Annotated in this window: 24 protein-coding genes and 1 pseudogene; 15 read left to right on the top strand and 10 right to left on the bottom strand. The window is 70.1% G+C overall.

Annotation, left to right across the window (positions count from 1 at the left end; genetic code table 11):
* Positions 1 to 11: 11 nt before the first annotated feature.
* Positions 12 to 644, bottom strand: a complete 633-nt coding sequence (locus FK529_RS08375) for a TetR/AcrR family transcriptional regulator (RefSeq protein WP_146560509.1) — start codon at positions 642 to 644, stop codon at positions 12 to 14.
* A 167-nt stretch (positions 645 to 811) separates the two neighbouring features.
* Between FK529_RS08375 and FK529_RS08370 the strand changes: the two genes are divergently transcribed.
* From FK529_RS08370 to FK529_RS20815, 11 genes and pseudogenes are all read left to right on the top strand, one after another.
* Entirely contained in the window at positions 812 to 2,029 is a 1,218-nt protein-coding gene (locus FK529_RS08370; protein WP_146560508.1) for an acetyl-CoA C-acetyltransferase, read from the top strand.
* A gap of 197 nt (positions 2,030 to 2,226) precedes the next feature.
* The gene (locus FK529_RS08365) at positions 2,227 to 2,979 is read left to right on the top strand and encodes an SDR family oxidoreductase (protein WP_146560507.1); all 753 of its coding nucleotides are present in this window, start codon (positions 2,227 to 2,229) and stop codon (positions 2,977 to 2,979) included.
* Between the two features lie 4 nt (positions 2,980 to 2,983).
* The gene (locus FK529_RS08360) at positions 2,984 to 3,790 is read left to right on the top strand and encodes an SDR family NAD(P)-dependent oxidoreductase (RefSeq protein ID WP_146560506.1); all 807 of its coding nucleotides are present in this window, start codon (positions 2,984 to 2,986) and stop codon (positions 3,788 to 3,790) included.
* Positions 3,787 to 4,776 carry an NADPH:quinone oxidoreductase family protein gene (locus tag FK529_RS08355; RefSeq protein ID WP_146560505.1) on the top strand — a complete coding sequence of 330 codons (990 nt, stop codon included), beginning with the start codon at positions 3,787 to 3,789 and terminating at the stop codon, positions 4,774 to 4,776. The genes FK529_RS08360 and FK529_RS08355 overlap by 4 nt, the downstream gene beginning before the upstream one ends.
* Positions 4,773 to 5,483: an HAD family hydrolase gene (locus FK529_RS08350; protein WP_146560504.1), complete on the top strand. Its 711-nt coding sequence runs from the start codon at positions 4,773 to 4,775 to the stop codon at positions 5,481 to 5,483. Before FK529_RS08355 ends, FK529_RS08350 begins: the two co-directional genes overlap by 4 nt.
* Before the next feature lie 11 nt (positions 5,484 to 5,494).
* Entirely contained in the window at positions 5,495 to 6,247 is a 753-nt protein-coding gene (locus FK529_RS08345; protein WP_146560503.1) for an SDR family oxidoreductase, read from the top strand.
* Positions 6,248 to 6,272: 25 nt separating this feature from the next.
* Positions 6,273 to 6,725: a MaoC family dehydratase gene (locus FK529_RS08340; protein WP_146560502.1), complete on the top strand. Its 453-nt coding sequence runs from the start codon at positions 6,273 to 6,275 to the stop codon at positions 6,723 to 6,725.
* Positions 6,725 to 7,741: a phosphotransferase family protein gene (locus FK529_RS08335; protein WP_146560501.1), complete on the top strand. Its 1,017-nt coding sequence runs from the start codon at positions 6,725 to 6,727 to the stop codon at positions 7,739 to 7,741. Before FK529_RS08340 ends, FK529_RS08335 begins: the two co-directional genes overlap by 1 nt.
* A 1-nt stretch (position 7,742) precedes the next feature.
* Positions 7,743 to 8,975, top strand: a complete 1,233-nt coding sequence (locus FK529_RS08330) for an acyl-CoA dehydrogenase family protein (protein ID WP_146560500.1) — start codon at positions 7,743 to 7,745, stop codon at positions 8,973 to 8,975.
* 319 nt (positions 8,976 to 9,294) lie between these two features.
* Complete coding sequence (locus tag FK529_RS08325) at positions 9,295 to 10,065, top strand: SDR family NAD(P)-dependent oxidoreductase (RefSeq protein ID WP_146560499.1); 771 nt, start codon at positions 9,295 to 9,297, stop codon at positions 10,063 to 10,065.
* A gap of 127 nt (positions 10,066 to 10,192) precedes the next feature.
* Positions 10,193 to 11,058 (top strand): annotated as a pseudogene (locus FK529_RS20815) (enoyl-CoA hydratase-related protein).
* Positions 11,059 to 11,065: 7 nt separating this feature from the next.
* Here the strand turns inward: FK529_RS20815 and FK529_RS20700 are convergent.
* From FK529_RS20700 to FK529_RS08290, 7 genes are all read right to left on the bottom strand, one after another.
* Complete coding sequence (locus FK529_RS20700) at positions 11,066 to 11,200, bottom strand: hypothetical protein (RefSeq protein ID WP_269432085.1); 135 nt, start codon at positions 11,198 to 11,200, stop codon at positions 11,066 to 11,068.
* 117 nt (positions 11,201 to 11,317) lie between these two features.
* Positions 11,318 to 11,872 (bottom strand): CoA transferase, encoded by a 555-nt coding sequence (locus FK529_RS08315; protein WP_146560498.1) that lies wholly within the window; start codon positions 11,870 to 11,872, stop codon positions 11,318 to 11,320.
* Between the two features lie 118 nt (positions 11,873 to 11,990).
* Positions 11,991 to 13,298: an MFS transporter gene (locus FK529_RS08310; protein ID WP_231702994.1), complete on the bottom strand. Its 1,308-nt coding sequence runs from the start codon at positions 13,296 to 13,298 to the stop codon at positions 11,991 to 11,993.
* A 67-nt stretch (positions 13,299 to 13,365) separates the two neighbouring features.
* Entirely contained in the window at positions 13,366 to 14,286 is a 921-nt protein-coding gene (locus tag FK529_RS08305) for an SMP-30/gluconolactonase/LRE family protein (protein ID WP_146560497.1), read from the bottom strand.
* Between the two features lie 14 nt (positions 14,287 to 14,300).
* Positions 14,301 to 15,800 carry a CoA transferase gene (locus FK529_RS08300; protein ID WP_231702993.1) on the bottom strand — a complete coding sequence of 500 codons (1,500 nt, stop codon included), beginning with the start codon at positions 15,798 to 15,800 and terminating at the stop codon, positions 14,301 to 14,303.
* Between the two features lie 4 nt (positions 15,801 to 15,804).
* On the bottom strand, positions 15,805 to 16,692 hold the full coding sequence (locus FK529_RS08295) for a 3-hydroxyacyl-CoA dehydrogenase NAD-binding domain-containing protein (protein ID WP_146560496.1): 888 nt from the start codon (positions 16,690 to 16,692) through the stop codon (positions 15,805 to 15,807).
* Between the two features lie 55 nt (positions 16,693 to 16,747).
* On the bottom strand, positions 16,748 to 18,403 hold the full coding sequence (locus FK529_RS08290; RefSeq protein WP_146560495.1) for a long-chain fatty acid--CoA ligase: 1,656 nt from the start codon (positions 18,401 to 18,403) through the stop codon (positions 16,748 to 16,750).
* Between the two features lie 256 nt (positions 18,404 to 18,659).
* Here FK529_RS08290 and FK529_RS20550 point away from each other — a divergent pair, with 256 nt between their 5' ends.
* The 3 genes from FK529_RS20550 to FK529_RS08275 are packed head-to-tail and all read left to right on the top strand — an operon-like array spanning position 18,660 to position 23,508.
* Positions 18,660 to 20,147, top strand: coding sequence for a crotonase/enoyl-CoA hydratase family protein (locus tag FK529_RS20550; protein ID WP_158635079.1), 1,488 nt, complete (start codon positions 18,660 to 18,662; stop codon positions 20,145 to 20,147).
* On the top strand, positions 20,144 to 20,335 hold the full coding sequence (locus FK529_RS08280) for an AMP-binding enzyme (RefSeq protein WP_146560493.1): 192 nt from the start codon (positions 20,144 to 20,146) through the stop codon (positions 20,333 to 20,335). The genes FK529_RS20550 and FK529_RS08280 overlap by 4 nt, the downstream gene beginning before the upstream one ends.
* Positions 20,332 to 23,508 (top strand): acetyl-CoA carboxylase family protein, encoded by a 3,177-nt coding sequence (locus FK529_RS08275; protein WP_146560492.1) that lies wholly within the window; start codon positions 20,332 to 20,334, stop codon positions 23,506 to 23,508. Before FK529_RS08280 ends, FK529_RS08275 begins: the two co-directional genes overlap by 4 nt.
* Before the next feature lie 227 nt (positions 23,509 to 23,735).
* On the opposite strand, the gene FK529_RS08270 is transcribed toward FK529_RS08275, so the two are convergent.
* Together FK529_RS08270 and FK529_RS08265 are read right to left on the bottom strand one after the other, a co-directional pair.
* Positions 23,736 to 24,374, bottom strand: coding sequence for a response regulator (locus tag FK529_RS08270; RefSeq protein ID WP_146560491.1), 639 nt, complete (start codon positions 24,372 to 24,374; stop codon positions 23,736 to 23,738).
* A complete protein-coding gene (locus FK529_RS08265; protein ID WP_146560490.1) occupies positions 24,371 to 25,489 on the bottom strand; it encodes a sensor histidine kinase in 1,119 nt (372 codons plus the stop codon). Before FK529_RS08265 ends, FK529_RS08270 begins: the two co-directional genes overlap by 4 nt.
* Positions 25,490 to 25,597: 108 nt before the next feature.
* On the opposite strand from FK529_RS08265, the gene FK529_RS08260 reads away from it, so the two are divergent.
* Positions 25,598 to 26,155 (top strand): hypothetical protein, encoded by a 558-nt coding sequence (locus FK529_RS08260; protein ID WP_146560489.1) that lies wholly within the window; start codon positions 25,598 to 25,600, stop codon positions 26,153 to 26,155.
* Positions 26,156 to 26,177: the final 22 nt, after the last annotated feature.

Here is a 26,177-nt window from a genome sequence, read left to right as displayed (position 1 = left end):
CCTCGGGTTCTCTAGTGCGGGGTGTCGGCGGAGTCGGTGGAGTCGGTGGTCCTCGCCCCGACGGTGCGCAGGGCGAGGTCGGCGTAGAAGTCGCCGATGCGATCGGGGGTGATCTCGCCGCCGTCGTGGTACCAGCGGCCGATGTCGATGCCGCTGGAGAGGACGGCGATGGTGGCCATCCGCGGGTCCGGGGTGTCGAAGGAGCCGTCGGCGACGCCGGCGTCCACGATCGCGCGCAGCCGGCGGGTGATCTCGCGGCGCAGCGTGCCGATCTCGGCGCGGTGCTCCGGGCTGAGCGCGTCGAGCTCGTAGTTGACCACGCGGACACTCGTATGCGACGACGCGTGGTGCGTCGCGAAGGCCCGCATCGTCGCGGCCAGGCGCACGGTGGGGGAGTGCGCGGGGTCGTCCACCGCGTCGATCGTCTCGATGATCCGCTCGTGCCCGACGCGCGAGAGGTGGTGCAGCAGCTGTTCCTTGGACTTGTAGTGCACGTACACGGCCGCGGGGCTCATGCCGGCGGCCGCGGCGATGTCCCTGGTGGTGGTGCCGTGGAAGCCGCGGTCGGCGAAGGCCTCCGCGGCCGCGGCCAGTAACCGCGCGCGGGTGGCGTCGGCGCGGGACGGTGCGTCGGCTTCGGTCATCGTGCCCTCCGGCGACACCGCGATGCGGAAGCTTCGCCGCGGTGTCTCTACTGTGAATGGGACCACAGCGAACGGTCGAATGACGACCGGCTCTCAGTGGTGCAGAATAAATGATACACCGCTAAGCGAGCGCTTAGTCAGTATTGGTTCAACTCGGAGGTCATTCCATGCCAGAAGCCGTCATCGTCTCCACTGCTCGCTCACCCATCGGGCGCGCTGCGAAGGGCTCGCTCAAGGACGCGCGGCCCGACGATCTCGCGGTCCAGATGGTGCAGGCCGCCCTGGCCAAGGTGCCGGGTCTCGATCCCCGCGAGATCGACGACCTCATGTTCGGTTGTGGCCAGCCCGCGGGCGAGTCCGGCTTCAACATCGCCCGCGTGATCGCTGTCGAGGCCGGCCTCGATCACCTCCCCGGCGTCACCGTCAACCGCTACTGCAGCTCGAGCCTGCAGACCAGCCGCATGGCCTTCCATGCGATCAAGGCCGGCGAGGGCGACGTCTTCATCTCCGGTGGCGTCGAGACCGTGAGCCGCTACATCAAGGGCAACGCCGACGGCCTGCCCGACACCAAGAACCCGATCTTCGACGACGCCCAGGCCCGCACCGCGACCTTCGCGGGCGGCGGCCAGACCTGGGTCGACCCGCGCGAGTCCGGCGTGCTGCCCGACGTCTACATCGCCATGGGCCAGACCGCGGAGAACGTCGCGCAGTTCAAGAACGTCAGCCGTCAGGACCAGGACGAATGGGGCGTGCGCAGCCAGAACCGTGCCGAGGCCGCTATCGCGTCGGGTTTCTGGGACAAGGACATCACCCCGGTCACGCTCGCCGACGGCACCGTCGTCGCCAAGGACGACGGTCCGCGCGCCGGGGTGACCTACGAGGGTATCGCCGGGCTCAAGCCGGTCTTCCGCCCGGACGGCACCGTCACGGCCGGCAACTGCTGCCCGCTCAACGATGGCGCGGCGGCCGTGGTGATCATGTCCGACACCAAGGCGAAGGCGCTCGGACTGACGCCGCTCGCGCGCATCGTCTCGACCGGCGTGACCGGCCTGTCGCCCGAGATCATGGGCCTCGGCCCCGTCGAAGCCTCGAAGCAGGCGCTGCAGCGCGCCGGCCTGTCGATCGGCGACATCGACCTCATGGAGGTCAACGAGGCCTTTGCGGCGCAGGTGATCCCGTCGGTGCGCGCCCTGGGCATCGACGCCGACAAGGTCAACGTCAACGGCGGGGCGATCGCCGTCGGGCACCCCTTCGGCATGACCGGTGCGCGGATCACCAGCACGCTCATCAACTCGCTGCAGTGGCACGACAAGCAGTTCGGCCTCGAGACCATGTGCGTCGGCGGCGGCCAGGGCATGGCGATGATCATCGAGCGGCTCAGCTGACCCGTGACCGCCCACGGAGCGGTCCGCGCGCCTCGGCGTGCGGGCCGCTTCGTCGTTCTCGAGGTCCGGGAGTTGTAACCTCCTTACTGTGATGAGGGTCACAGAGGTTCGCCCCTGAATGGATCCTCTTTCGGCGCGGTGTGTCGTAGGCTACAAAATAAGCGAGCGCTTAGTCAGGTTCTAGGAAGGTGTGAAGTATGACCCGATTCGCCGGGAAGACCGCGATCGTCACGGGAGCGAGCCGCGGGATCGGCCTCGCCGTCGCGCAGCGGCTGGTGGCCGACGGCGCGAAGGTCGTCATCACGGCGCGCAAGCAGGAGGCGCTCGACGCCGCCGTCGCCGAGTTGGGTGGCCCGGACGTGGCGGCGGCCGTCGCCGGCTCGGGGGACGACGAGGCGCACCAGGATCAGGTGATCGCCACCGCGATCGAGACCTTCGGCCGCGCCGACTTCTTCGTCAACAACACCGGCATCAACCCGGTCTACGGCCCGCTGATGGATATCGACCTCGCCGCCGCGCGCAAGATCCTCGAGGTCAACGTGCTCTCGACGCTGTCCTGGACCAAGAAGGTCCACGCCGCGTGGCTCAAGGAGCACGGCGGCGCCATCGTCAACGTCGGCTCCGTCGCCGGGCTGCGTCCCGCGCCCGGCATCGGCTTCTACGGCGTCTCGAAGGCCGCCGTGATCCACCTGACCGAGGAGCTGGCCGTCGAGCTCGGCCCGGACATCCGGGTCAACGCCGTCGCGCCGGCCGTGGTCAAGACCCGCTTCGCCGCGGCCCTCTACGAGGGGCGCGAGGAGCAGATCTCGACTGCGTACCCGCTCAAGCGCCTCGGCGTCCCGGACGACATCGGCTCGGTCGTCGCCTTCCTGCTCTCGGAAGACGCAGCCTGGATGACCGGCCAGACGCTCACCGTCGACGGTGGCGTCCTGCTCACCGGCGGGGTCTAGGCCGGTGGCGGCCTTCGATCCGAAGGACAAGGGCGTCGTCGTCACGGGCGCGGGCAACGGCATCGGCGAGGCACTCGCCCGCGAGCTCGCCGCGCGGGGGGCGCGCGTCGTCGTCGCGGACCTCGATGCCGACGGTGCCGCGCGCACCGCCGGCGAGATCACCGCCGCGGGCGGCGCCGCGTACGCCGCGCCGGGCGACGCGGCCTCCGAGGAGGGCGTCGCCGCGCTCGTCGCGACGGCGCGCCGCGAGCTCGGCACGATCGACGCCTGGTACGCCAACGCGGGCGTCGACCGCGGCCGCGGCCTCGACACAGCCGAATCCGACTGGGCGCTGTCGCTGGAGGTCAACGTGCTGGCGCACGTGCGCGCCGCCCGGTTGCTCGTCCCCGACTGGGTCGCGGCCGGCAGTGGCCGGTTCGTGGTCACCGCCTCCGCAGCGGGCCTGCTCACCATGCTCGGCGCGCCCGCGTACTCGGTGACCAAGCACGCCGCCGTCGCCTTCGCCGAGTGGCTCTCCGCGACCTACCGCCACCGCGGCGTCGTGGTCCAGGCGATCTGCCCTCAGGGCGTGCGCACCCGCATGTTGGAGCAGTCGGGCGATCTGGAGGAGCTGCTCAGTCACGACTCCGCGCTCACCCCCGAGCAGGTGGCGACGCAGGCGGTCGACGCGCTTGCCGGCGACGAGTTCCTCATCCTCCCGCACCCCGAGGTCGCGAGGTATTACGCCACGCGCGCGGGTGCCACCGACACCTGGCTGCACGGCATGAACAAGCTGCAGCAGCGGCTGGAGACGAAGGAGGCCGACCGATGAGGGCCTGGCAGGTACCCGAACTGGGGGAGCCGCTCGCGGTGGTCCGCGAGGCCGATCTTCCGGTCCCCGAACCGAGCCCGGGGCAGGTCGTCGTGCGCACGCTCGCGACGGCGGCGAACTTCCCCGACGTCCTCCTGTGCCGCGGGCTGTACCAGGTGAAGCCCGATCTGCCGTTCACCCCCGGCGTCGAGCTGTGCGGCGAGGTCGTCGCTCTCGGCGAGGGCGTCGAGGGCTTCACGGTGGGGCAGCGCGTCCTGGGCGCTTCCGCTCTTCCCCACGGCGGCTTCGCGGAGTACGCGGCTCTCACTGCGGCGCAGGCCTTCCCGGCGCCGGCGTCGCTCGATGACGCGCAGGCCTCGTCGCTGTTCATCGGCTACCAGACAGGGTGGTTCGGGCTGCACCGCCGCGCACACCTGCAGGCCGGCGAGACCCTCCTCGTGCACGCCGCCGCCGGCGGCGTCGGCAGCGCCGCCGTCCAGCTCGGCAAGGCCGCCGGGGCCAGGGTGATCGGCGTCGTCGGTGGGCCGGAGAAGGCCGAAGTCGCTCGCGCGCTGGGCGCCGATGTCGTGATCGATCGGCACACCCAGGATTTCGTCGAGGTGGTCAAGGCCGAGACCGACGGCCGCGGCGCCGACGTCATCTACGACCCGGTCGGCGGCGAGACCTACCAGCGTTCCACCAAGTGCATCGCCTTCGAGGGCCGGATCCTCATCATCGGTTTCGCCGGCGGCACCATCCAAAAGGCCGCCCTCAATCACGCGCTGATCAAGAACTATTCGATCGTCGGCCTGCACTGGGGTCTGTACAACAGGTACGACCCGTCCGCCGTGCAGCAGTGCCACGCGGAGCTCACGAGCCTCGCCGACCAGGGGGTGGTGAATCCCCTCGTCAGTGAGCGCCTCGCGTTCGACGCCGTCCCCGACGGCCTGCAGCGCCTCGGCGACGGCACCACAGTGGGCCGCGTTGTCTACCAGGCGGACCGATGACGAGCGCACCGTCGGACCCGGCGCGACGGGGCGCGGACAGCCCGGCCGACCGAGAGGTGGACGCCGTCCTGTTCGACTACGGCGGCGTCCTCACCCGGCCGATGCGCCGCAGCATCGAAGCATGGATCGCCGACGAGGGCATCGAACCGGCCAGCTTCACCGCCACGCTCAAGGCCTGGCTCGGCCGCGACGCCGCCGCGGGCAGCCCGATCCACCGCCTGGAGACCGGGGAGTTGCCCGAGGCGGAGTTCGACGCCGAGTTCGCCGCGGCGCTGCGCACCACGACCGGCGCACCGGTGAGCCCCGACGGTGTGCTGCGCCGGATGTTCGCCCGGATCGAGGAGGACCCCGCGATGTGGGAGCTCGCCGCTGATCTGCGGGCGGCGGGCGTGCCCGTGGCGATCGTCTCCAACAGCTGGGGCGGCGGGAACCTCTACCCGCGTGAGCGCCTCGCAGCCCTGTTCGCGCCGGTGATCATCTCGGAGGAGGTGGGGGTGCGTAAGCCCGACCCGGCCATCTTCCGGCTCGCGCTCGACCCCCTTGACGTCCCGCCCGAGCGGGCCGCGTTCATCGACGACGCGACGCCGAACATCAACGGCGCCGCCGCCCTCGGCATCCGCGCCGTGCACCACACCGACCCCGCCACCACCCGTTCGGCCCTGCGGAAACTCGTTCCCGCCCTGGCCGATACGTCCGTCCACCCCTGAAGGAGCACATCATGACCCAGCGCATCGCCATCGTGACCGGAGCCGCCCGAGGCATCGGTGCCGAGGTGGCCCGCCGCCTCGCCTCCGACGGGCACGCCGTCGCCGTCCTCGACCTCGACGAGGCCGCCTGCCGAGTGGTCGCCGACGAGATCACCGCCGCCGGCGGCCGCGCCATCGGCGTGGGTGTCGACGTCTCCGACGAGGAGAAGGTCGGCGCCGCCGTCACCCGCGTCGCCGAGGAACTCGGACCGCCCACCATCCTGGTCAATAACGCGGGCATCATCCGTGACAACCTGCTGTTCAAGATGACCGTCTCCGACTGGGATTCGGTCATGGGTGTGCACTTGCGCGGCGCCTTCCTCATGTCGCGCGAGGTGCAGAAGTACCAGACCCAGGAGAAGTGGGGCCGCATCGTCAACCTCTCGTCGACGTCGGCGCTGGGTAATCGCGGCCAGGCCAACTACTCGGCGGCGAAGGCAGGTATGCAGGGCCTGACCAAGACGCTCGCCCTCGAGCTCGGCCGCTTCGGCGTGACCGCGAATGCGATCGCCCCCGGATTCATCGCCACCGACATGACCGCTGCGACCGCCGAGCGGATCGGCGTCTCCTTCGAGGACTTCAAGGCCGCTGCGGCCAAGGAGATCCCGGTGCAGCGCGTGGGCCTGCCCGCCGACATCGCGCACACCGCGAGCTTCTTCGCCAGCGAGGGTGCCGGCTTCGTCTCCGGGCAGGTCGTGTACGTCGCGGGCGGGCCGAAGGACTAGGACCGGACAGGCGAGGGACGAGAACATGCGCGTACTCAACGGACTCGAGGAGCTTCAGGCCGCAGTAGGGGAGCACCTCGGCTACAGCGACTGGGTCGAGATCGACCAGAAGCGGATCGACCTCTTCGCGGACGCCACTGGCGATCACCAGTGGATCCACGTGGATCCGGAGAAGGCCAAATCCGGGCCGTTCGGCTCGACCATCGCCCACGGCTATCTGACCCTGTCCCTCATCCCGATGCTGGTGTGGCAGATCTACACCGTCGAGGGCACGACGATGGGCGTCAACTACGGCAGCAACAAGGTCCGATTCCCGGCGCCGGTGCCCGTCGGCTCCCGCGTCCGGGCCGGAGTCGAACTGGTCTCGGTGACCCCGGGCGGTGGCGGGCAGCAGGTCGTGGCGCGCGTGACCATCGAGCGCGAGGGCGGCGACCGCCCCGCGTGCGTCGCCGAGACCGTCTCCGTGGTGGTCTTCTGATGGCGGAGCAGCACCCGGGCCTCGACCTCGACATCCTCGGCACCTGGCTCCCGCAGCACGTGCCGGGGGCGGGCCCGCACATCGAGGCGGTCCTCCTCGCTGGCGGCAAGTCCAACCTCACGTACCGCATCTCCGACGGTGCCTCATCCTGGATCCTGCGCCGGCCGCCCGTCGGCAAGCTCTTGCCGTCGGCGCACGACATGGGCCGCGAGTACCGGATGATGTCGGCGCTCGGAGGAACCGCCGTGCCGGTCCCGGTGATGTACGCCTACTGCGACGACCCCGAGGTGCTCGGGGCGCCGTTCTACGTGATGAGCGAGATCGACGGGGTGCCGTACCGCCGCGCGACCGAGCTCGAGGCGCTCGGTGTCGAGCGCACGCGGGCCATCTCCGAGCGGCTGGTCGACACCCTCGTCGATCTGCACCACGTCGACCCCGCGAGCGTCGGCCTCGCCGACTTCGGTCGCCCCGAGGGCTTCCTGGGTCGGCAGGTGCAGCGCTGGCGGAAGCAGTTCGCCGCCGCGCACACCCGCGACCTGCCGCAGGTCGACGAGCTGTTCGCCGCGCTCGAGGCACGGGTACCGGCGGACTCGGCGCCGGGCATCGTGCACGGCGACTACCGTCTGGACAATGTGCTCGTCTCTCCGCGGGACGAGCCTGCCGCGGTCGTCGACTGGGAGCTGGCGACCATCGGCGACTCGCTGACAGACCTCGCGCTGATGGTGGTCTACGGGCGCCTGGCAAAGATCTCCGCCGACACGGTCAGCGATGTGAGCGAGGCACCCGGCTACCTCGACGAGCAGCAGATCATCGACCGTTACGCCGCCGGATCGAGCCGGGACCTCGGCGATTTCGGCTTCTACATCGCCCTCTCCTGCTTCAAGCTCGCAGGCATCGTCGAGGGCATCCACTACCGCTACGTCAACGGGCAGACCGTGGGCGAGGGCTTCGCCGAGGCCGGCCAGGCAGTGAACCCGCTGCTGGACGCCGGACTCGACGCTCTGAAGGAGAACTGACATGGATTTCGCGTACGACGCCAAGACCACCGAACTGATCGGGCAGGTCAACGATTTCATGGACAGCCACGTCTACCCGGCGGAGGAGACCTTCCACCGCCAGCTGGCGGAGCTGGACGACCGCTGGGCCTGGGATAGCGTCCCGATCCTGGCGGAGCTCCGCGCGGAGGCCCGCCGCCGGGGCTTCTGGAACTTCTTCCTCCCCGGCGAGGGAGGCGGCGGGCTGACTAACCTGCAGTACGCGCCCCTCGCCGAGATCTCCGGCCGCAGCCTGCATCTCGCGCCGGCGGTGTTCAATTGCGCCGCCCCGGACACGGGCAACATGGAGGTGCTGAACGAGTTCGGCACGCCCGCGCAGAAGGAACAGTGGCTCACGCCGCTCATGAACGGTGAGATCCGCTCGGCCTTCGCCATGACCGAACCCGACGTAGCCAGCTCCGACGCCACCAACATCGGCCTCTCGATCGTCCGGGACGGCGACGACTACGTGATCAACGGCCGCAAGTGGTGGATCACCGGCGCCATGAACCCCAACTGCCAGATCTTCATCGTCATGGGCAAGACCGCGCCCGATGCCGAGCGTCACCGCCAGCAGTCGCAGATCCTCGTGCCCCGCGACACTCCGGGCCTCGAGGTGCTGCGCGGTATGCAGGTGTTCGGCTACGAGGACAACAACCACGGCGGCCACGCGGAGCTGCGCTTCACCGACGTGAGGGTGCCCGCGAGCAACCTGATCGGCGACGAGGGCGACGGCTTCGCCATCGCGCAGGCCCGCCTCGGGCCCGGCCGCATCCACCACTGCATGCGCTCGATCGGCGTCGCCGAGCGGGCCGTCGAGATGATGTGCGAGCGCGTCGCGAACCGCACCGCCTTCGGCAAGCCGCTCTCCGAGCAGGGCGTGATCCGGGACTGGATCGCCGAATCCCGCGTACGGATCGAGCAGCTGCGTCTGCTGGTGCTCAAGACCGCGTGGCTGATGGACACCGTAGGCAACCGCGGCGCCCACACGGAGATCCAGGCGATCAAGATCGCCACCCCGCAGACGGTGCAGTGGATCCTCGACAAGGCCATCCAGGCGCACGGCGCGGGCGGTCTGTCGCAGGACTTCTCGCTCGCCGAGGCCTACGCCGGCATCCGCACCCTGCGGTTCGCCGACGGGCCGGATGAGGTACACAAGAATTCCCTCGCACGCGCGGAGCTGAGGAAGCGCGCGGCTGCGAAGCCGGCCGAGTAGTGGCCGCGGCCCGGAGGAACTCGAGGCGCGGATCGAGCGACATTCTGCTGAAATGATGCATGCACTGATATCCGAAGGTGGGCACATCGTGAAGATGCTCGGAGCGCGGCCCTGTGTGACCGAGCGGTCGATTCGGTGTCGTCGAACTCGTGATGGACGAGGACCGCGTCTTCGCCATCTTCTCTGCGCTGGGCTTCACCGGCGAGGCGTTGCGCGGTCACATCCGGGGACGGGACGGGGAACTGGGCGACCTCGTCCTGCTCCCCCATCACCTCCGTGACCGACTCCCTGCGACATCATCTACACGGAAGGACATTCCATGAGCGAGATCTTCGACCTGTTCCGGCTGGACGGCAGGGTCGCCGTCGTCACCGGCGCGTCCAGCGGACTCGGTGTCGGCTTCGCGCAGGTCCTCGCGCAAGCGGGCGCCGATGTGGTTCTCGCCGCGCGCCGGTTGGAGCTCCTCGAGCGCACTCGCGAGCTCGTCGAAGCGGAGGGATGCCGCGCGCTCGCGGTGGCGTGCGACGTCTCCGACCCAGAGGCGTGCAACATCGTGATCGCGCGCGCGATGGAGGAGTTCGGCCGGGTCGACGTGCTCGTCAACAACGCCGGTATCGCCGCCTCCGTTCCGGCGACCCGCGAGCTCCCCGAAGACTTCCGCCGGGTGATCGACGTCAATCTCAACGGCACGTACTGGATGGCACAGGCCGCGGGTCGCGTAATGGGCCCGGGCAGTTCGATCATCAACATCGCGAGCATCCTCGGAATCACGAGCGTGCTGATGCCGCAGGCGGCGTACTCCGCGAGTAAGGCGGCGGTCATCGGACTGACACGGGATCTTGCCCAGCAGTGGGGCTCCCGCAAGGGGATCCGAGTCAACGCCCTCGCGCCGGGCTACTTCCAGTCCGAGATGACCGACGAGATGCTGGCGGACGGGGTTCTGGACCGGTACGTCGTGCCGCGCACCCTGATGGGACGCCTCGGCAAGGAGGGGGAGCTGAACCCGGCGCTGCTGTTCCTGGCGTCCGACGCGAGCACCTACGTCACGGGTATCACGCTGCCGGTCGACGGTGGGGTGCTGACCAATTGAGCAGCACCACAGTGGTATCGATCGATCGCGTGCGCGCACCCGGGCGGGCGCTACTGGCGTCGGAATCCGCCGGGGCGGTGTGGGAGACCGGACGGTGTCGAAGTGACTCCAGAGGGAGGAGACGTAAATGACGGTCAACGACACGGTGGTGGTGGAGCGCGACGGTGCGGTGGTCACCCTCACGCTGAACCGGCCCGAAGCGATGAACTCGGTGAACGCGGAGCTCGCCACGGCACTCGGTACCGCGCTGACCGAGGCGGATGCGGACACCACCGTGGCCGCCGTCATCGTCACGGGTGCCGGCGACCGCGCCTTTTGCGCCGGCGCCGACCTCAAGGCGTTGTCGCGGGGCGAGTCCATCGTCGCCGAGGGGCATCCGGAGTGGGGTTTCGGCGGGTTCGTTCGCAACGCGGTGCCCGTGCCCGTGATCGCCGCGGTGAACGGGTTCGCGCTCGGCGGTGGCACGGAACTGGTCCTCGCCTGCGATCTGGCTGTCGCCGCCGAGTCGGCGGTGTTCGGGCTTCCCGAGGTCAGCCGCGGAATCATCGCCGCGGGCGGCGGAGCGATTCGGCTCGGTACAGCCTGCCCCCGAAGGTGGCGCACGAGCTCCTGTTCACGGGGCGGAAGATCGACGCGCGGCGCGCGCTCGAACTCGACCTGGTGAACCGGGTCGTCGGCGCGGGCGCCGTTCTGGCCGCGGCCCGGGAGCTGGCGAGGGAGATCGCGGCCAACGCCCCGCTCGCTATCCGGGCCACGAAGCGGCTCGCGCGGTCGATCGCCGACGGCGCCTACTCCTCGGAGGCGGACGCGAGGGAGCGCAGCAGCGCGGAGTCCGTCGCGATCCGCGCGACCGACGACGCCGCCGAGGGTACCCTGGCGTTCGCGCAGAAGCGCCCGCCGCAGTGGACCGGCAGCTGGCGCGCCCACCGCACGACGAAGCGAGCCGGCTGCGACGTCGCGGGATTGGGCTTTCCCTCTCCGACGATGCGGTGACTGGCAGTTACACCACCACGCCGGTGAGGAAGAACTCGTTGACCTCGACGATGCTGTCCACCAAGCGGATCGGGCGGCTCTCGGTCCCTGGAGTGGGGGCGAACAGCAGGAAGAAGATGCCCTGCTGCTCGAACGGCAGCACGGGCGATGCCGGAGCGCTGCACCTCCGTCTCGTGATTGTGGAGCCGGGTCTCGGTCCAGTTCCGTCCACTCGACGGGCCAGCGTGGTGTCGCGAGCCCGCGCGCATTGAGGATCCGCTTAGCTCCGGTCCGGCAACTGGCCGAACACCTCGTCGGTGCTTTGTCCCGGGAGTTCTGCGTGGCGGCGGATATAGACCGGCGTCGCTGAGTACTCGAGCGGGTTGCTCACCACGCGGATCCGCCCTTCGGAGGGGTGCTCCACCTCGGTGATCAGCCCCATCTCCCGGACGTACGGGTCGTGGGGGAGCTCGGCGATGTCGGTCACCACCCCGTACGGCATGTCGTTGTCCGTCAGGAACTCCTCCCACTCTGCGAGGGTGAGGCGAGCAGAGTGCGCGAGCACCGTCTCGAGCCCACCGCAGAAGGTCGGGCGGTCCAGCACCGTGCCGTCCCATACCGGATCGTCCGCGTCCGGGTGCCCCACGGCGCGCAGCAGCCGACGGACGTCGTGGTAGGTGTACGCGACGGCCGCGACGGCCCGGCCGTCCTTGGTGGCGAGCGCGCGGTGCGTGGCCTCGAAGCTCAGGGGATTGCCGGCTGGGCCCTCCGCGGGGACGAACACCTCGCCGGCGAGGTGCTCGATCGTGTTGAGCGCCACCAACGCGTCGGCCATGCGGCGCCGATCTCGATCTGCGCCCGCCGGGCCGGATCCGTCGCGGATTCGTCGTCGGTGTTGAACGCCGTCACAGGTACATCGTTCGGTCGTCGTGGTGCATCGGTGGTCATGTCGGTCAGTCCGTGATTCCGCGCAGGCGGGCCTTATCGCGCTTCGGGTTGGCGATGGCCAGTGCGATCAGTGCCCCGACCAGGCACATCGCGCCGAACGCCTGGAACGCGAGAGGGTAGCCAGCGACCTTGCTGGAGGCCGATTCGACGATCCGCCCGGCAAGGTAGGGGCCGTACATGCCGCCGATGGACTGTAGCCCCAGGAAGATTCCGAGCATGGCGGCGACCTGACGCGGGGGCACGATGTCCGACAGCGCGGCGTTGAACAGCGGCAGCACGGTCACGCCCAGCCCGTATCCGATCGACACCCAGGCCACCGCGAGGTACCGCTGGTCGATGTAGGGCAGCGTCAGCAGCGCGACGGCGCACAAGACCAGGCCCAGGGTCGGAACGATGATGCGCAGCAGCCGCGTGCTGGACCCTCGCTGCACCAGGCGGTCCGAGAACATCGTCATCCCGACCAGGGTGATGATGCTCGCCACCGAAGGCAAACCGAACATCGTTCCGGCCTCGACCTTCGAGAAGCCCAGCGCTTGGTTGAAGTACGAGGGGAGGAAGGTCAGCACGGACGCGACGACGGCGTAGATCGGCATGCTGGCCAGCCACGCGCCGATGAACGTCCCCGAGGTGAGGACCTTGATCCAGGGTACGGTGGGCTCGTCGTCGACGACCGTGATGGCGGTCTTCTTCGCCTCGCCGCCGTACGGCCCCAGCTTCCACGTCGGCAGCCAGACGAGCACCCAGACCAGGCCCGCCACGGCGAGGGTGATGAACGCCGAACGCCATCCGAAGGCCCCGATCATGAGGGCGAGGGCGGGCGCGATGAATAGCTTGGCGACGGATGCGGACATCGTCACGACGGCGGACGGGAGGCCGCGCTTCTCCATCGGGTGCCAGGAGTAGATGGCGGTGTGCACCAGTGGTGCGGACGGTCCCTCCAGCAGCCCGAGGAGCATCCTCGTCACGAGCAGCACGACGAACGTCGCCGATAGCACGATGGGCAGCATCACGAACGACCAACTGATCGCCAGCGCGGCGAGGGACCAGCGGAGCGCCATGGACCGGTTGATGAGCCCGGCACACCAGTTGCCGAGCAGGAACGGGACGTAAAAGGCGCTGCCGATCAACCCGAGCTGGGTCGTGGTGATGATGCCCTCGTCGGTCAGGTACGGGGCGACGAGACCGAGGACGGCCTTGTCGCTCCAGTTGATGACGTAGAGGCAGACGACGAGGCCGGTGAATCCCCAGGCGGCCCTCCTTGATTCGCTGCCGGGCTTGATGATGGGGGACTTGTTCGTCTCGGTCGTGGACACGAAGATTCTCCTTCGGGAGTGCCACTCGGGCGGGCGACCGGAGAACTCCGTCCGGTCGGATGTCGGATCAGGACGCGCTCTCGGGGGAGCGCCACAGTGCGAGGCCGGTGACGGGTTCGCCGAGCCGGGCCAGGACGCGGTCGTCGCGCCCGGTGGTACCGGGGAGACCGATCGCGCGGATGTCGCCGTCCAGGGCGGACACGTAGGCCAGCCCGGCTTCGTCGTCGATCGCGAGGCCGATCGCCTCGTGGAATCCCGACGCCAGGATCTCCGGGGTGGCGCCACGGTCGCCCGCGGCCGTTAGCGGGGCCCGGTTGAGCGTGTTACCCCCGGCCGCGGGATCGCCGCGGTCCGTCCAGTACAGGTGGTCCCCGTGGATCTCGAGGTCGATGGGCTCGGGCAGGCCGTCCCAGACGACCTCGATACCGGAGTGATCGAGCGGGGTGGCCCCGTCGAGGGCGGGCAGCCCGACGCGCAGGATACGGCCCCGTCCACCTTTCGACGGGCCCTTCTGCGTCCAGTACACGTGCCAGCGTTCCGCGTCCACGGCGACGCCGACGCACTCGTTCTCCCAGCCCGGCACTCGATCGAAGGCGACGACGTCCTCGAGCCCGGCGCCGTCGAGCCGGGCCCGCGAAACGCGGCACCCCTCCCTGTCGCTCCAGTACAGGTATCCGGCGCCGTCCGTGGTGAGTTGCTTTCCGGTGGTGATGGAACCGGCGGGCAGCACGTCGGCGAGGCCGCTGCCGTCGATCGAGCAGCGGTGCACTCCGCCGCTCCTGGCCGAGTAGTCGCGGCCCTTCTCGCCGGGGATGTCGGGATCGACCCGTGGTTCACCCATCGTGGTCCAGTACAGGACTCCGTCGACGACGACGATGCCGTCCGGTGCGGGCCCGGCCGCGTCGGTCACGGTGGTCACCGAGCCGTCCGCCGTGTCGATGGCGACGATACGGCGCGATCGCAGGAGGAGCGCGAGCAGTGACGTCATGGCGGAGGTCCTTCCTAACGCCACGCGGGCGGGTGCGAGCCGCGGGGGATCAATGGATTCGTGTAGTGCCCCGGCGTTCGGGACATCCGGATCTGTTCGGTGACCCCCTGATAGCGGCCCAGAGCGGTGTCCACCGTGAACGTCTCCGGCTCGAGGTGCTCGTGGCCCGGTGCCCGGCCGGCCACCTCGGCCGAATAGGACTTGTCGAAGAACCCGAGCTCGGCCATCCACAGGGCGGTCCTAGTCAGCGACACGCTGACGCGGTACGAGCCGCCCTCCACCGCGCGCAACATGAGGGCGTGCAGGATGCCGAGTTGCAGGAACCACGAGGTGATGTAGTCGTTGACCACGGGCACCGCGGGCAGCGACGGAACGCCGTTCTCGCCCTCGTTGATCAGGACGCCCGCGAGCGCTCCGGCGGTCTGGTCGAAGCCGACGCGGTCGGCCCACGGCCCGGTGCGCCCGTTGAGGTCCACGGTGGCGTGGATGAGTCCGGGGCGCTCGGCGCACGCGGCCTCGGCGTCCAGGCCGCGTCGTACCAGGTAGTCGGGCCGTCGGTTGGCGATAAACACGTCCGCGCCACGGAGGAGCCCCTTCATCGTGGCATCGCCCGCGGGGGTCTTGATGTCCAGCGTCGTCGATCGCATCCCGACGTTGGAGGTGATGTAGAGCATCGGGTTCTCGAACTCGTTCGGATCCCAGACGTTGAGCACGTCGGCGCCGTGTAGCGCCAGTGCGCGTCCCACCCCGGCGCCTGCGATGATGTGCGCGCGACCGAGCACCCGGATCCCGTCGAGCGGAGTGCGGGGGTCGGGCGCGAAGGGCTCGGGCTCGCTGTCCCCGATCTTCTCAACCACCACCGGTGGCTGGGTGCGCAGCACCTGCCGGTACTGCTCGGTCTCCATGAACTCCGCGGTCGTGCGGCACATCGGCATGATGACGCCGGCGGCGGCGCCCGCGTCCTCCAGGTCGAGCGCGTTCCAGCGCTTGATCGCGTCCGCGACCCGGTCGACGCGCTCGGGTACCTCGAGCAGGGCCGCGGCGTCGTTGCGCAGCCGCGGGTACGGCCCCATCGGGTGCATCCACCGGCCGTCGGCGGTCTCGTAGAAGCTGAACGTCGCGAACGCGTCGTCGACGCGAGCGGGATCCTTGGGGGCGTATCCGTTAAGCAGTTCCCACCGGTTCTCGAAGAATGGACACAGGCGTCGCGGGGCGACGCGCAGGTCCATCGCGATGTCCTGGCCGAGCCCGCCGCGCAGCTGCCAGATCTTGGCGATGGCGACGGACTTGGCCGCGAGGGCGATCGATGTGCCGCCGGCCAGCCGCAGGCTGCCGGGGAGGATCGGGTCGCGCCCGGTGAACTCGACGGTGCCGCCGCAGTCCGACTCGGTGAGGCCGACGGTGTCGAGGAGCTCGCCGAGATATCCGTGAATGTCGAAGTCGTCGTCGGTCGCGGGTGCCGCGCGCAGCCGGTCGTCGAGTTGTCGAGCGGCGGCTTCGTTGGTCTTCAGCACGGTGTCAGCACTCCTCTGCGATAGTCTTTTCGTCCGCGGCCTCAAGCGCGTCGAGCACGGCCCGCGTGCGCCGATCGCGGCGCTCGGAGAGGCGTTCCCAATTCGCCTGTCCCGTGCCGTACACGGCCTCGACGGCGTCGCACACCGGCCCCATCGCGTCCTTGTCCGGGGTGCCGAGATCGAACGTCATCGCCGGCCCGATGTGCTCGATGATGTGCCGCATTCCACCCGGGCCGCCGCCCAGGGTGCGACTCTCGAAGGGTCCGATCGTCGCCCAGCGGAGGCCGAGCGACGCCTTGACCATCTCGTCCAGCTCGCCGGGACCGATCACACCCTGTTGCACCAGATAGGACGCCTGCTCGTTGAGCGCGCGCTGCAGGCGGTTGCCAACGAAACCGGGGATCTCCTTCTTGAGCTTGATGGGGAGCTTCCCGAGCTCGAGGAACACGTTGTACGTACGGTCCACGGTCTCCTGCGACGTGGCCGGCGACGGGACGATCTCGACCAGTGGGATCAGTTCCGGGGGATTGAACGGGTGGGCGACGACAATGCGGTCCGCGGCGGGGTTTCCCTCGCTGAACGACGACGGGAGCAGCGAGGACGTGGAAGAGGCGAGCACCACGTCGTCGCGCGTGCTGGCGGCGAGTGTTGCGAAGATCTGCTTCTTCAGCGGAACCCGTTCCGGTCCGGCCTCCTGGACGAAGTCGGCTCCGGTGGCCGCCTCGGCGAGGTTGGAGAAGCCCGTCACCGGTAGGCCCGCGAGATCGCGCTCGACGATCTGCTGAAGATCGGGGCGGGGGTCGTTCAGACGGACTTGCCAGCCGGCGTTCGCGAAGAGCCGGGCGAAGGACACGCCGATGACTCCGGCGCCGATGATGGTGGCAGTGGGCATGGGGCAGAACCTCGTTCGCTTCGGTTTCGGGTGAGAATCGGCTCGGGCGGTGGGATCAGTTCGCGGCGACGTCGGGGCAGTAGGCCACCGGATACGCGCCGTTCGCGTACTCGTCGCGGATGCGCTTCTTGTCGAACTTGCCGACCGACGTCTTCGGGACCTCGGTGACGAACGCCCACCGTTCAGGGATCTGCCACTTGGGAATCAGGTCGGCGAGGAACGCGCGCTGCGCACCGACGTCGGCGTGCGCGGGATCCTTGACCACGGCCAGCACGAACGGACGCTCGTCCCACTTCGCATCGGGCACCCCGATGGCCACAGCTTCCACGACTGTGGGATTGCTCATCACCGTGTTCTCCAGCTCGACGGAGGAGATCCACTCGCCGCCGGTCTTGATCAGGTCCTTGGTGCGGTCGACGATCGTCATGTAGCCCTCGGGGCTGATGACCGAAACGTCGCCGGTTCGCAGCCACCCCTCGTCGAACTTCGACGGTGCCGCCACGTTCCCCTCGGGCGAGTAGTACGCCCCGGTGATCCACGGGCCACGCACCTGCAGTTCACCGCTCGAGGTGCCGTCGTGCGGGAGCGGCTCGCCGTTGCCGTCGACGATCCTCGCTTCGACGGGCGCCGGGAAGCGGCCCTGGGTGACGCGGTACGCGAAGGTCGCGTCCACGTCGACGCAGCCGGCCGGTGGCCGGGCGATCGTGCCGAGCGGGGAGGTCTCGGTCATGCCCCAGCCGTGGGTGAGCCGGACGCCGAACCCGTCGAAGCGCTTGATCATCGCGGGCGGCAGCGCGGCGCCGCCCACCACGACCTCCTTCAGGTGCGAGATGTCCTGCGGGGCGACGTCCAGGCGTGCGGCCACGCTCTGCCAGATCGTCGGGACCGCAACGGAATGCGTGGGGGCCGCTACGGCCATGATGGCGAGGAGAGGTTCGGCCTGGAGGAAGCGGTCGGGCATCACGAGGCTCGCGCCGCAGATCATCGCGGTGTAGGGGAGTCCCCAGCTCATCACGTGGAACATCGGCACGATCACCAGAACGCGGTTGTGATTGGACAGCCCGAAGCCGATCGTGGACGTGCCGACCAGGGAGTGCAGGTAGATGCTCCGGTGGCTGTAGACCACGCCCTTCGGGTCGCCCGTGGTTCCGGAGGTGTAACACATGACCGCCGGGTCGCTCTCGTCGATGGACGGCCAGTCGAAGACGGTGGGACGGCCGGCGATGAGGTCGTCGAACGCGTGGACCTGAACCCGGCCCGCGGGGCCGAACGTCTCGACCGGGCCGTTGACCACGACGACGTGCTCGACGCCGGGGGTCTGAGCGACGTACTCCGCCAACTGCGGCGCGACCGAAGCGTCGACGAAGATCACCTTGTCGTCGGCGTGGTCGATGATGAACACCGCCTGTTCGGCGGACAGGCGGAGATTGAGGGTGTGCAGGACTGCGCCCATGGCGGGCACGGCTGCGTAGATCGCCTGGTGCTCGTTGTTGTTCCACATGAAGGTCGCCACGCGATCCCCGCGCCGGACCCCGAGTGCGGCGAGCGCGTGTGCCAGCCGGGCCGCGATGTCTCCGATCTCGGCGAAGGTGTTGGTGCGCAGTTCGTTTCCGGTCCAGGTCGCGACGGTCGCCTCGGGGAAGGCCCTCCGGCTGTGCTCCACGAGCCTCGTGATGGTGAGATCACCGTTCTGCATGGTCGACGTGATCATGTGTGGCCTCCAATACGGGGAACGCTGAGGTGCGCTCGGGCCGATCTCGGTGGCCGAGTGCCCCGTGTCGAGCAGTCTCCACCAGATTCGGATGGCGTGTGTGTCATTTGAATAAGATGATGCAAATAGGACCTGGTGGCCTGCGCGAGATTGTCGACGGCACCGGGGCGGAGTTCCCCCCCGCTGAACCGATCAAATGTGTCATCCTTCTGTCATGATGCGAGGTGGCGGCGAGGTCGGTCGAACTCAGTCTCGAGTGAATGGGGCGCGACCGGTCTCCGACGGGCAGCGCGAGGCGATCATCGCCCGCGCGCGGGAGACCTTCCTGCGGCACGAACGAGTGGAGATGAACGAGCTCGCCGAGCACGCGGGGGTGAACCGCAACACGCTGTTCCGGTGGTTCGGGGGGCGCGACCGGATCCTCGGCGAAGTGATCTGGTCCATCACAGAACCCACCCTCGACAGGTGCGCGCAGCGGGCGAAGGGAACCGGCGCGGTGCGCATCGCCAACGTGATGGGCGATTTCGCCGCCGCGGCCAACCGCGGCAAGGCGTTCGTGCCCTTCGTCCGGTCGGAACCCCAGCGTGCGATGCGCGTGATGACGACGCGCGCCGGCGGTGTGCACGGGCGGATCCTCGACTGGATCGTGTCGCTCGTCGACGCGGAGATCGAGGCGGGGCGGTTCCGGCCGGAACTCCCGGTCCACGACCTCGCCTACCTACTCCTACGGACCGCGGAGGCGTTCGTGTACTCGCCGGTGATCACCGGCGAGGAACCCGACGCGGAGAAGGTGCGCATGGCGGCCGCCGCATTGCTCGGAGTGGCTTCGGAATTCGTGGATCCGGCGCCGCGCGCCGGCGATGGTGCGGCGGGTGGCGCACCATCGTCCCGGCCGGAGGAAGCCGAGCCCGGCGCGTTGCCGGAGCAGCACTCGTCCGTCCAGGAGCGGGTGCGATGCTCGGTCGAGGGCGGCGTCGCTGACGTGCGGCTCGCGCGGGCGGAAAAGTTGAACGCCTTGGATGACGCGATGTTCGAGGCGCTCATCGCGACGGGCCAGAGGTTGGCCGCGGATCCGTCGGTGCGTGTCGTCGTGTTGTCGGGGGAGGGGCGGGCGTTCAGCGCCGGGATCGAGTTCGACCGGTTGCGTCAGATGCGCGACGGTTTCCAGCACGCGCCGAGCGCCCGGGGGCCGATCGGTCCGGCTTCCGCGACTGCGCAGCAGGCGGCGCACGTGTGGACAACGCTGCCGGTTCCGGTGGTCGCCGCCGTCCATGGTGTGGCTTTCGGCGGCGGCTTGCGGATTGCACTCGGAGCGGACGTTCGCATAGTCCATCCTTCAACAGAACTGTCATTGATGGAGGTGAAGGGGGGCATCGTCCCCGACATGACCGGCACGCAGTTGCTCGACGGACTGGTGCGCCGAGACGTCGCGAAAGAGCTGATCTACACCGGCCGGATCATCGACGGAACCGAAGCGGTGCAGATCGGTCTCGCTACCCGGTGCTCCGACGATCCGCACGGTGCTGCGGTCGAGCTCGCTCGTGAGATCGCGTCGAAGAACCCGTTCGCCCTGCGCCGGTCGAAGGTGCTGACGGAACTGGCCGGCCGCGTCTCGCTCGCGGATGGGTCAGCGGAGGAACAGGCGGCGATCGCGTCGCTCATCGGGACCGCCAATCAGAGCGAGGCGGTGTCGGCGAATTCGGAGGACCGAGCCCCGACGTTCGCGGACCCACCTACGGCATGACCGAGACGCACACCGCCGGCCCCGTCGACGTCGCGGAGCTGACGGCGTGGGCGCGGGAGAAAATGGCGGGCTACAGGGTGCCGGACTTCGTGGTCGTCGACGCGCTGCCGATGACGGCGACGGGCAAGGTGCGCAAGGGAGAGCTGTTCGAGCGGGCGGCCGCGTTCAACCAGGGGGAATCGAAGTGAAACTGCTCATCGCCAACAGGGGTGAGATCGCGCTGCGGATCATCCGCACCGCACGGGAGCTCGGAATTCCGACGGTGGCTGTGTACGCGGCGGACGACGCAGACACTCCGCACGTCGCCGCCGCGGACGACGCCGTCGCGCTCCCGGGCTCCGGCGCCGCGGCGTACCTGGACCGTGACGCGGTCGTCGCGGCCGCGACGAGCACTGGTGCCGACGCGGTGCATCCGGGCTACGGCTTTCTCGCGGAGAACGCCGACTTCGCCGCCGAGTGCGCGGCGGCGGATCTCGTCTTCGTCGGGCCCACGCAAGACGTGCTCCGGACGTTCGGCGACAAGGCCGCCGCGCGCGCCGCGGCCGTCGCCGCGGGCGTTCCGGTGCCCGCCGCCACTGCGGGCGGGGCGGACCTGGCCACCGTGCGCGCCTTCGCCGTCGGCCGCCCCGCCGGCGTGATGATCAAGGCCGTCGCCGGCGGCGGCGGCCGTGGCATGCGCGCCGTACTGCCCGGCGCCCGGTTCGAGGAGGAGCTCGAATCCGCATACCGCGCCTGCGTCTCCGAGGCCGAGCTCGGCTTCGGAGACGGCCGCGTCTTCGCCGAGGAACTGCAGACGGGCGCCCGGCACATCGAGGTCCAGGTCGTCGGCGACGGTGCCGACACCGCCGCGGTGGGCGACCGCGACTGCAGTGTGCAGCGCCGCAACCAGAAGGTCGTCGAGATCGCACCTGCGCCCGCACTGGACGACGAGCTGCGTGCCGCGCTGCACGGCCACGCCGCCCGGCTGTGCGCCGCCGCCGGCTACCGCGGGCTCGCGACCGTCGAGTTCCTGGTCCGCGACGGCGGAGCCGTCTTCCTCGAGGTCAATCCCCGGATCCAGGTGGAGCACACCGTCACCGAGGAGGTGACCGGCGTCGACCTCGTCGCCGCGCAGCTCGCGCTGGCAGAAGGGGCGCTGCTCGGCGACCTCGGCCTGCCGCCCGGTGTCGGCTGCCGCGACGGCGTCGTCACGGGGACACCCGCCGCGGCCCACTGGACCGCTGTGCAGACCCGCGTCAACCTCGAAGTGCCGCAGCGCGACGGCACCGTGCTGCCCACCGCCGGCACTCTCACCGGCTACACGCCTCCGGCCGGCCCCGGCGTCCGCGTCGACGACTACGGCCGCCCCGGGCTGACGATCTCCGCGCGGTACGACTCGCTGCTCGCGAAGGTGATCGTGCGTGCCGCCACCCCGGCGCGTGCCTACGCCAAGGCCGATGCGGCGCTGGGCGAGTTCGTGATCGACGGCCCCGGCACCAACCTCGCCCTGCTCCGCGCCGTACTGACCGATCCCGAGTTCCGGTCGGGCCACGTCGACACCGGGTACCTCGCGCGACGGATCGGCGACCTCGTTCCCGAGACCGCCGTCGCGGCAACGACGCCCGCCGTCGAGCTCGACGGGGACGTGCTCACCGCGACGCTGACCGGCACCGTCGTCGCGGTCGCGGGAGTCGGCGCCGCGGCCGACCCCGGGACCGCCCTAGTGGTGCTCGAGGCCATGAAGATGGAGCACGAGCAGACGCTGCCGGTGAGCGTCACCGTCGGCGACGTGCTGGTGCGGCCCGGGGAGACGGTGACCGCGGGTACCCCGCTCCTGACGTACGCCGCCGCCGACGGCGCGGCGGCGGCCGGCGACTCGGCTGATGCCCTCGATCTCGACCGGCCCCGCGCGGATCTCGATGAGGTGCGGGAACGGCACCGCGTGACTCTCGACGAGGGCCGGCCCGACGCCGTCGCCAAGCGGCGGAGGATCGGCCGGCGCACCGCCCGCGAGAACATCGACGACCTCGTGGATGCGGGCAGCTTCACCGAGTACGGCGCACTGCTCCTGCCCGCGCAGCGGGCGCGCCGCTCCGAGGAGGAGCTCATCGCGACGGGCGCCGCGGACGGGCTCATCGGCGGGCTCGCGACGATCGATGGTGCCGAAGCGATGGTGGTCTCGTACGACTATACCGTACTCGCCGGGACGCAGGGATGGCGCAACCACGCCAAGACCGACCGCCTGATCGACGTCGCGGAGCGTCGCGGGGTACCGATCGTATTGTTCGCAGAGGGCGGCGGTGGCCGCCCCGGCGACACCGACCTCGACATCGTGGCGGGCCTCGACGTGCCCACCTTCCGCTCGCTCGGCGCGTTGCGCGGCCGCGTCCCGCTCATCGCCGTCGTCTCGGGCCGGTGCTTCGCGGGCAACGCCGCGCTCGCCGGCATCTGCGACGTGATCATCGCGACCCCCGATGCCAACCTCGGCATGGGCGGACCGGCGATGATCTCCGGCGGCGGGCTCGGCGAGTTCCCGCCCGAGGCCATCGGCCCCATCGACGTGCAGCGCCGCAACGGGGTCGTGCACGTCGTCGCTGACGACGAGGCCGACGCCGTCGACCGGGCGCGCCGGTACCTTGGCTACTTCGCCGGCGCCGTCGACGAGTGGACCGCGCCGGATCCGCGCGCCACCCGCCACGTGGTGCCGGAGAACCGGATGCGCGCGTACGACGTCCGCGCCGCGATCACCGCGATCGTGGACGAGGACTCCACGCTGGAACTTCGCCGCGACTACGGTGTCGGCGTCATCACCGCGCTAGTGCGGGTCCATGGAAAGCCGTACGCGCTCATCGCCAACAGCACCCGGCATCTGGGCGGCGCGATCGACGGCGAGGCCGCGGACAAGCTCGCGGACTTCCTCGAACTCGCCCAGGCCCATCGGCTCCCGGTGATCTCGCTGTGCGATACCCCGGGCTTCATGGTCGGCCCTGAGGCCGAGGAGCAGGCCACAGTCCGCCGGTTCTCCCGGCTGTTCGTGCTCGGCGCCCGGCTCACCGTGCCGCTCGGCGTGATCGTGCTCCGCAAGGGCTACGGGCTCGGCGCGATGGCGATGACCGGCGGCAGTTTCCACGCCCCGCAGTTCACCGTTGCCTGGCCGACGGGCGAGATCGGCGGCATGGGCCTAGAAGGCGCGGTGCGGCTGGGCTTCAGCAAGGAGCTCGCGGCGGCGCCCGACGAGGCCGCCCGCGCGGAGCTGTTCGACCAGTTGCTCGGGGTCGCGTATCAGCGCGGACGGGCGCTGCACGCCGCTACCACGTTCGAGCTGGATGACGTGATCGACCCCGCCACCACCCGAGACTGGATCAGTACCCTCACCCGGTGAGGGGGAGGGTACTGAGCCTCCAGCGCCACGGTGAGCGACGCCGACGTGCATCATAAGAGCATCAGCGTGGACGGGCCGTTGAAGTCGGCGGCCAGGGTGCCGAGCGAGGCGGCCGGACCGACCACGGCCGCGACGCGCGCAGGATCGGTGCCCATGGTCTCTCCTCGGGGGCCGCCTTTCTGGAACGGATCCATCACACAACCTCAAAGAGTGTTCAGGTCAAGTCTTCAGGTGAGACCGGCCTGCGCGGCGACGACCGCAGCCTGCACGCGCGACTGCACGCCGAGCTTCATCAGCACGCGGGAGACGTGGGTCTTCACCGTCGCCTCCCCGATGTCGAGCCGACGCGCGATCTGCTGGTTCGACAGGCCCTCGCCGAGCCCCGCCAGCACGTCGCGCTCCCGGTCGGTGAGGGCGCGGAGGTCGACCGCGGCGTGCTCGACGCCGGGCCGCGGGATCGCCGCGATCACCGCGCGGGTCACCTTCGGGTCGAGGACGGCATCGCCCGCCGCGACGGCCAGGACGGCGCGGATCAGCTCGTCGCCGCCCGCCGACTTGAGCAGGAAGCCACTGGCCCCGGCGTTGAGCGCGCCCAGCACATACTCGTCGAGGTCGAACGTGGTCAGCACCAGCACCGCGCTGTCGGTCTCCGCCACGACGGACTCCGTCGCCGCGAGGCCGTCGACCCGCGGCATGCGCACGTCCATCACGACCACGTCGGGTCTCAGTGCGCGCGCCTGCCGCAGGGCAGCGGCACCGTCGGCCGCCTCGCCGATCACCCGCACCTCGCCGGTCGATTCGAGCAGCAGGCGCAGGCCCGCCCGGACCGCCGCGTGGTCGTCCGCCAGGACGACGGTGGCGGTCACCGGGGCACCGCCAACGGGATCGTCGCCCGGACCACCCAGGTGCCGTTGTGCGGGCCCGCCGTCGCCGTGCCGCCGATCGACTCCGCGCGGAAGGCGATGTTGCGCAGGCCGTCCCCGGCGCCCTCGGACCACCCCGCGCGGGGTAGGGGATTGGTGGCGGTCATGGTCAGGGCCTCCTGGTCGGTGTGGACGGCGACCTCCAGCTCCGCGCCGGGGGCGTGTTTGGTGGCGTTCGTGATGACCTCCCCGAGGATCCGCGTGAGGGTGGCCTCCACGGCGGTGGGCAGCGCACCGTCGGGCAGGCCGAGCCGGATGGTCACGCCCGCCGCGCGCGCGGTCTCGATGAGGGGCTCCAGGGATTCGAGGGTGGTGCGGACGGCGGCGTCGTCGGGGGAGGTGAGGAGGTTGATCGTGGCCCGCATCTCCTCGAGGGCTGCGAGGCTGCCCGCCCGGATCGATTGCAGTACCGCCGGATTCTCGGGTGTGCGCTGCGCGGCGTCCGCAAGGATCGCGACCGCGGAGAGGTGCCCGGCGACGGTGTCGTGCAGCTCCCGCGCGAGGCGCCGGCGCTCGTCCGCGAGCGCGGCGGCGCGCCGGGACTCGCTCTCCTCGCGTTCGAGCTCGGCGAGCCGGCGGTAGGCGAGCACGGCACGGCCGTAGCCGATGGGAGACCAGAGTACCGCGATCAGCACGAGGGTCATGTAGATGCCGTATTTGACCCCGCCGAGCGCGGCGGCGCCGATGCCGAGTGTCACGGTGAGGACCAGGACCGTCCACGACACCACCTCGCGCAACCGATCGGAACCGGTGGCCACCGCGAGGTAGATGACGTCCGAGAGGGCGATCCACAGCACGACCGACGGTCCGAACGGGAAGTCCCACGCCGTGAGGGCGAGCATCAAGGCGAACGCGAGCGCCGGGCGGCGGCGGGCGAGGAGTTGGACGGTGAGCGCGCCGCAGAGAAGTCCGAACTTCACCTGCCACGGATAGAAGTCCTCGAACTCGCCGCGCACCGTCCAGCCGCCCGCCGCCCACAGCAGCACGCCCACGAGGGTGATGCCGATCGCCGGGACCGCGGCGTACTCCGACGTCCACGAGCGACCGAACGACTTCATGCGCCCATTGCAGCACACCGATCGGGGCGAAGGGTCCCCTGAAAGGGGGAGGGCCCGCCCGCCGCCAGGGGGACGACGGCGAGGCTTCCGCCCGGCAGAGTCGGTGGCATGGGAGAGCTGAACAATCCGGTGCTGTGGACGATCGCCGCGTGTGAGATCGGTTTCTGGGTCCTCGTCCTGGGCGGCCTGACGCTGCGGTACGTGCTGCGCGCCCGCCGGGCCGGGATGGTCGCGCTGGCGCTGGTGCCCGTGCTCGACGTGGTCCTGATCGCCGCCGTCGCGGTCGACCTGTACCGCGGGGGCGAGGTCGGTTTCGCGCACCGGCTCGCGGGCATCTACCTGGGCTGCACCGTGATGTTCGGGCACCGGATGATCACCTGGGCCGACGAGCGGTTCGCGCACCGCTTCGCCGGCGGCCCCGCCCCGCGGAAGGTGCCGAAGCTCGGGCCGGAGCGGACCCGCAAGGAGTGGTCGGACTTCGGCCGGTGGCTCGGGGCCGTCGCGATCACCGCTGCCGTCTCGCTCGGGCTGGGATACACCGTGGCCGACGCCACGCAGCGCGAGGCGCTCATGGGCGTCTTCGGCACCCTCGGCGTGATCACCGTGATCTGGCTGGTCACCGGTCCGCTGTGGGTGACGGGCCGCAGCGCGAGCACCGAGCGCTGAACGTGCGCTCGGCGCGGCCGCC

Source organism: Tsukamurella asaccharolytica (assembly GCF_007858435.1).
GTDB classification, from domain to species: Bacteria; Actinomycetota; Actinomycetes; order Mycobacteriales; family Mycobacteriaceae; genus Tsukamurella; species Tsukamurella asaccharolytica.
The sequence above is the reverse complement of the archived record's forward strand: the minus strand, read 5'-3'. Positions and strand labels throughout refer to the sequence as shown.

Coding starts and splice junctions, on each gene's coding strand:
- FK529_RS08375 (WP_146560509.1), bottom strand. CDS start 644: ATGACCGAAGCCGACGCACCGTCCCGCGCCGACGCCACCCGCGCGCGG.
- FK529_RS08370 (WP_146560508.1), top strand. CDS start 812: ATGCCAGAAGCCGTCATCGTCTCCACTGCTCGCTCACCCATCGGGCGC.
- FK529_RS08365 (WP_146560507.1), top strand. CDS start 2,227: ATGACCCGATTCGCCGGGAAGACCGCGATCGTCACGGGAGCGAGCCGC.
- FK529_RS08355 (WP_146560505.1), top strand. CDS start 3,787: ATGAGGGCCTGGCAGGTACCCGAACTGGGGGAGCCGCTCGCGGTGGTC.
- FK529_RS08350 (WP_146560504.1), top strand. CDS start 4,773: ATGACGAGCGCACCGTCGGACCCGGCGCGACGGGGCGCGGACAGCCCG.
- FK529_RS08345 (WP_146560503.1), top strand. CDS start 5,495: ATGACCCAGCGCATCGCCATCGTGACCGGAGCCGCCCGAGGCATCGGT.
- FK529_RS08340 (WP_146560502.1), top strand. CDS start 6,273: ATGCGCGTACTCAACGGACTCGAGGAGCTTCAGGCCGCAGTAGGGGAG.
- FK529_RS08335 (WP_146560501.1), top strand. CDS start 6,725: ATGGCGGAGCAGCACCCGGGCCTCGACCTCGACATCCTCGGCACCTGG.
- FK529_RS08330 (WP_146560500.1), top strand. CDS start 7,743: ATGGATTTCGCGTACGACGCCAAGACCACCGAACTGATCGGGCAGGTC.
- FK529_RS08325 (WP_146560499.1), top strand. CDS start 9,295: ATGAGCGAGATCTTCGACCTGTTCCGGCTGGACGGCAGGGTCGCCGTC.
- FK529_RS08315 (WP_146560498.1), bottom strand. CDS start 11,872: ATGGCCGACGCGTTGGTGGCGCTCAACACGATCGAGCACCTCGCCGGC.
- FK529_RS08305 (WP_146560497.1), bottom strand. CDS start 14,286: ATGACGTCACTGCTCGCGCTCCTCCTGCGATCGCGCCGTATCGTCGCC.
- FK529_RS08295 (WP_146560496.1), bottom strand. CDS start 16,692: ATGCCCACTGCCACCATCATCGGCGCCGGAGTCATCGGCGTGTCCTTC.
- FK529_RS08290 (WP_146560495.1), bottom strand. CDS start 18,403: ATGATCACGTCGACCATGCAGAACGGTGATCTCACCATCACGAGGCTC.
- FK529_RS08280 (WP_146560493.1), top strand. CDS start 20,144: ATGACCGAGACGCACACCGCCGGCCCCGTCGACGTCGCGGAGCTGACG.
- FK529_RS08265 (WP_146560490.1), bottom strand. CDS start 25,489: ATGAAGTCGTTCGGTCGCTCGTGGACGTCGGAGTACGCCGCGGTCCCG.
- FK529_RS08260 (WP_146560489.1), top strand. CDS start 25,598: ATGGGAGAGCTGAACAATCCGGTGCTGTGGACGATCGCCGCGTGTGAG.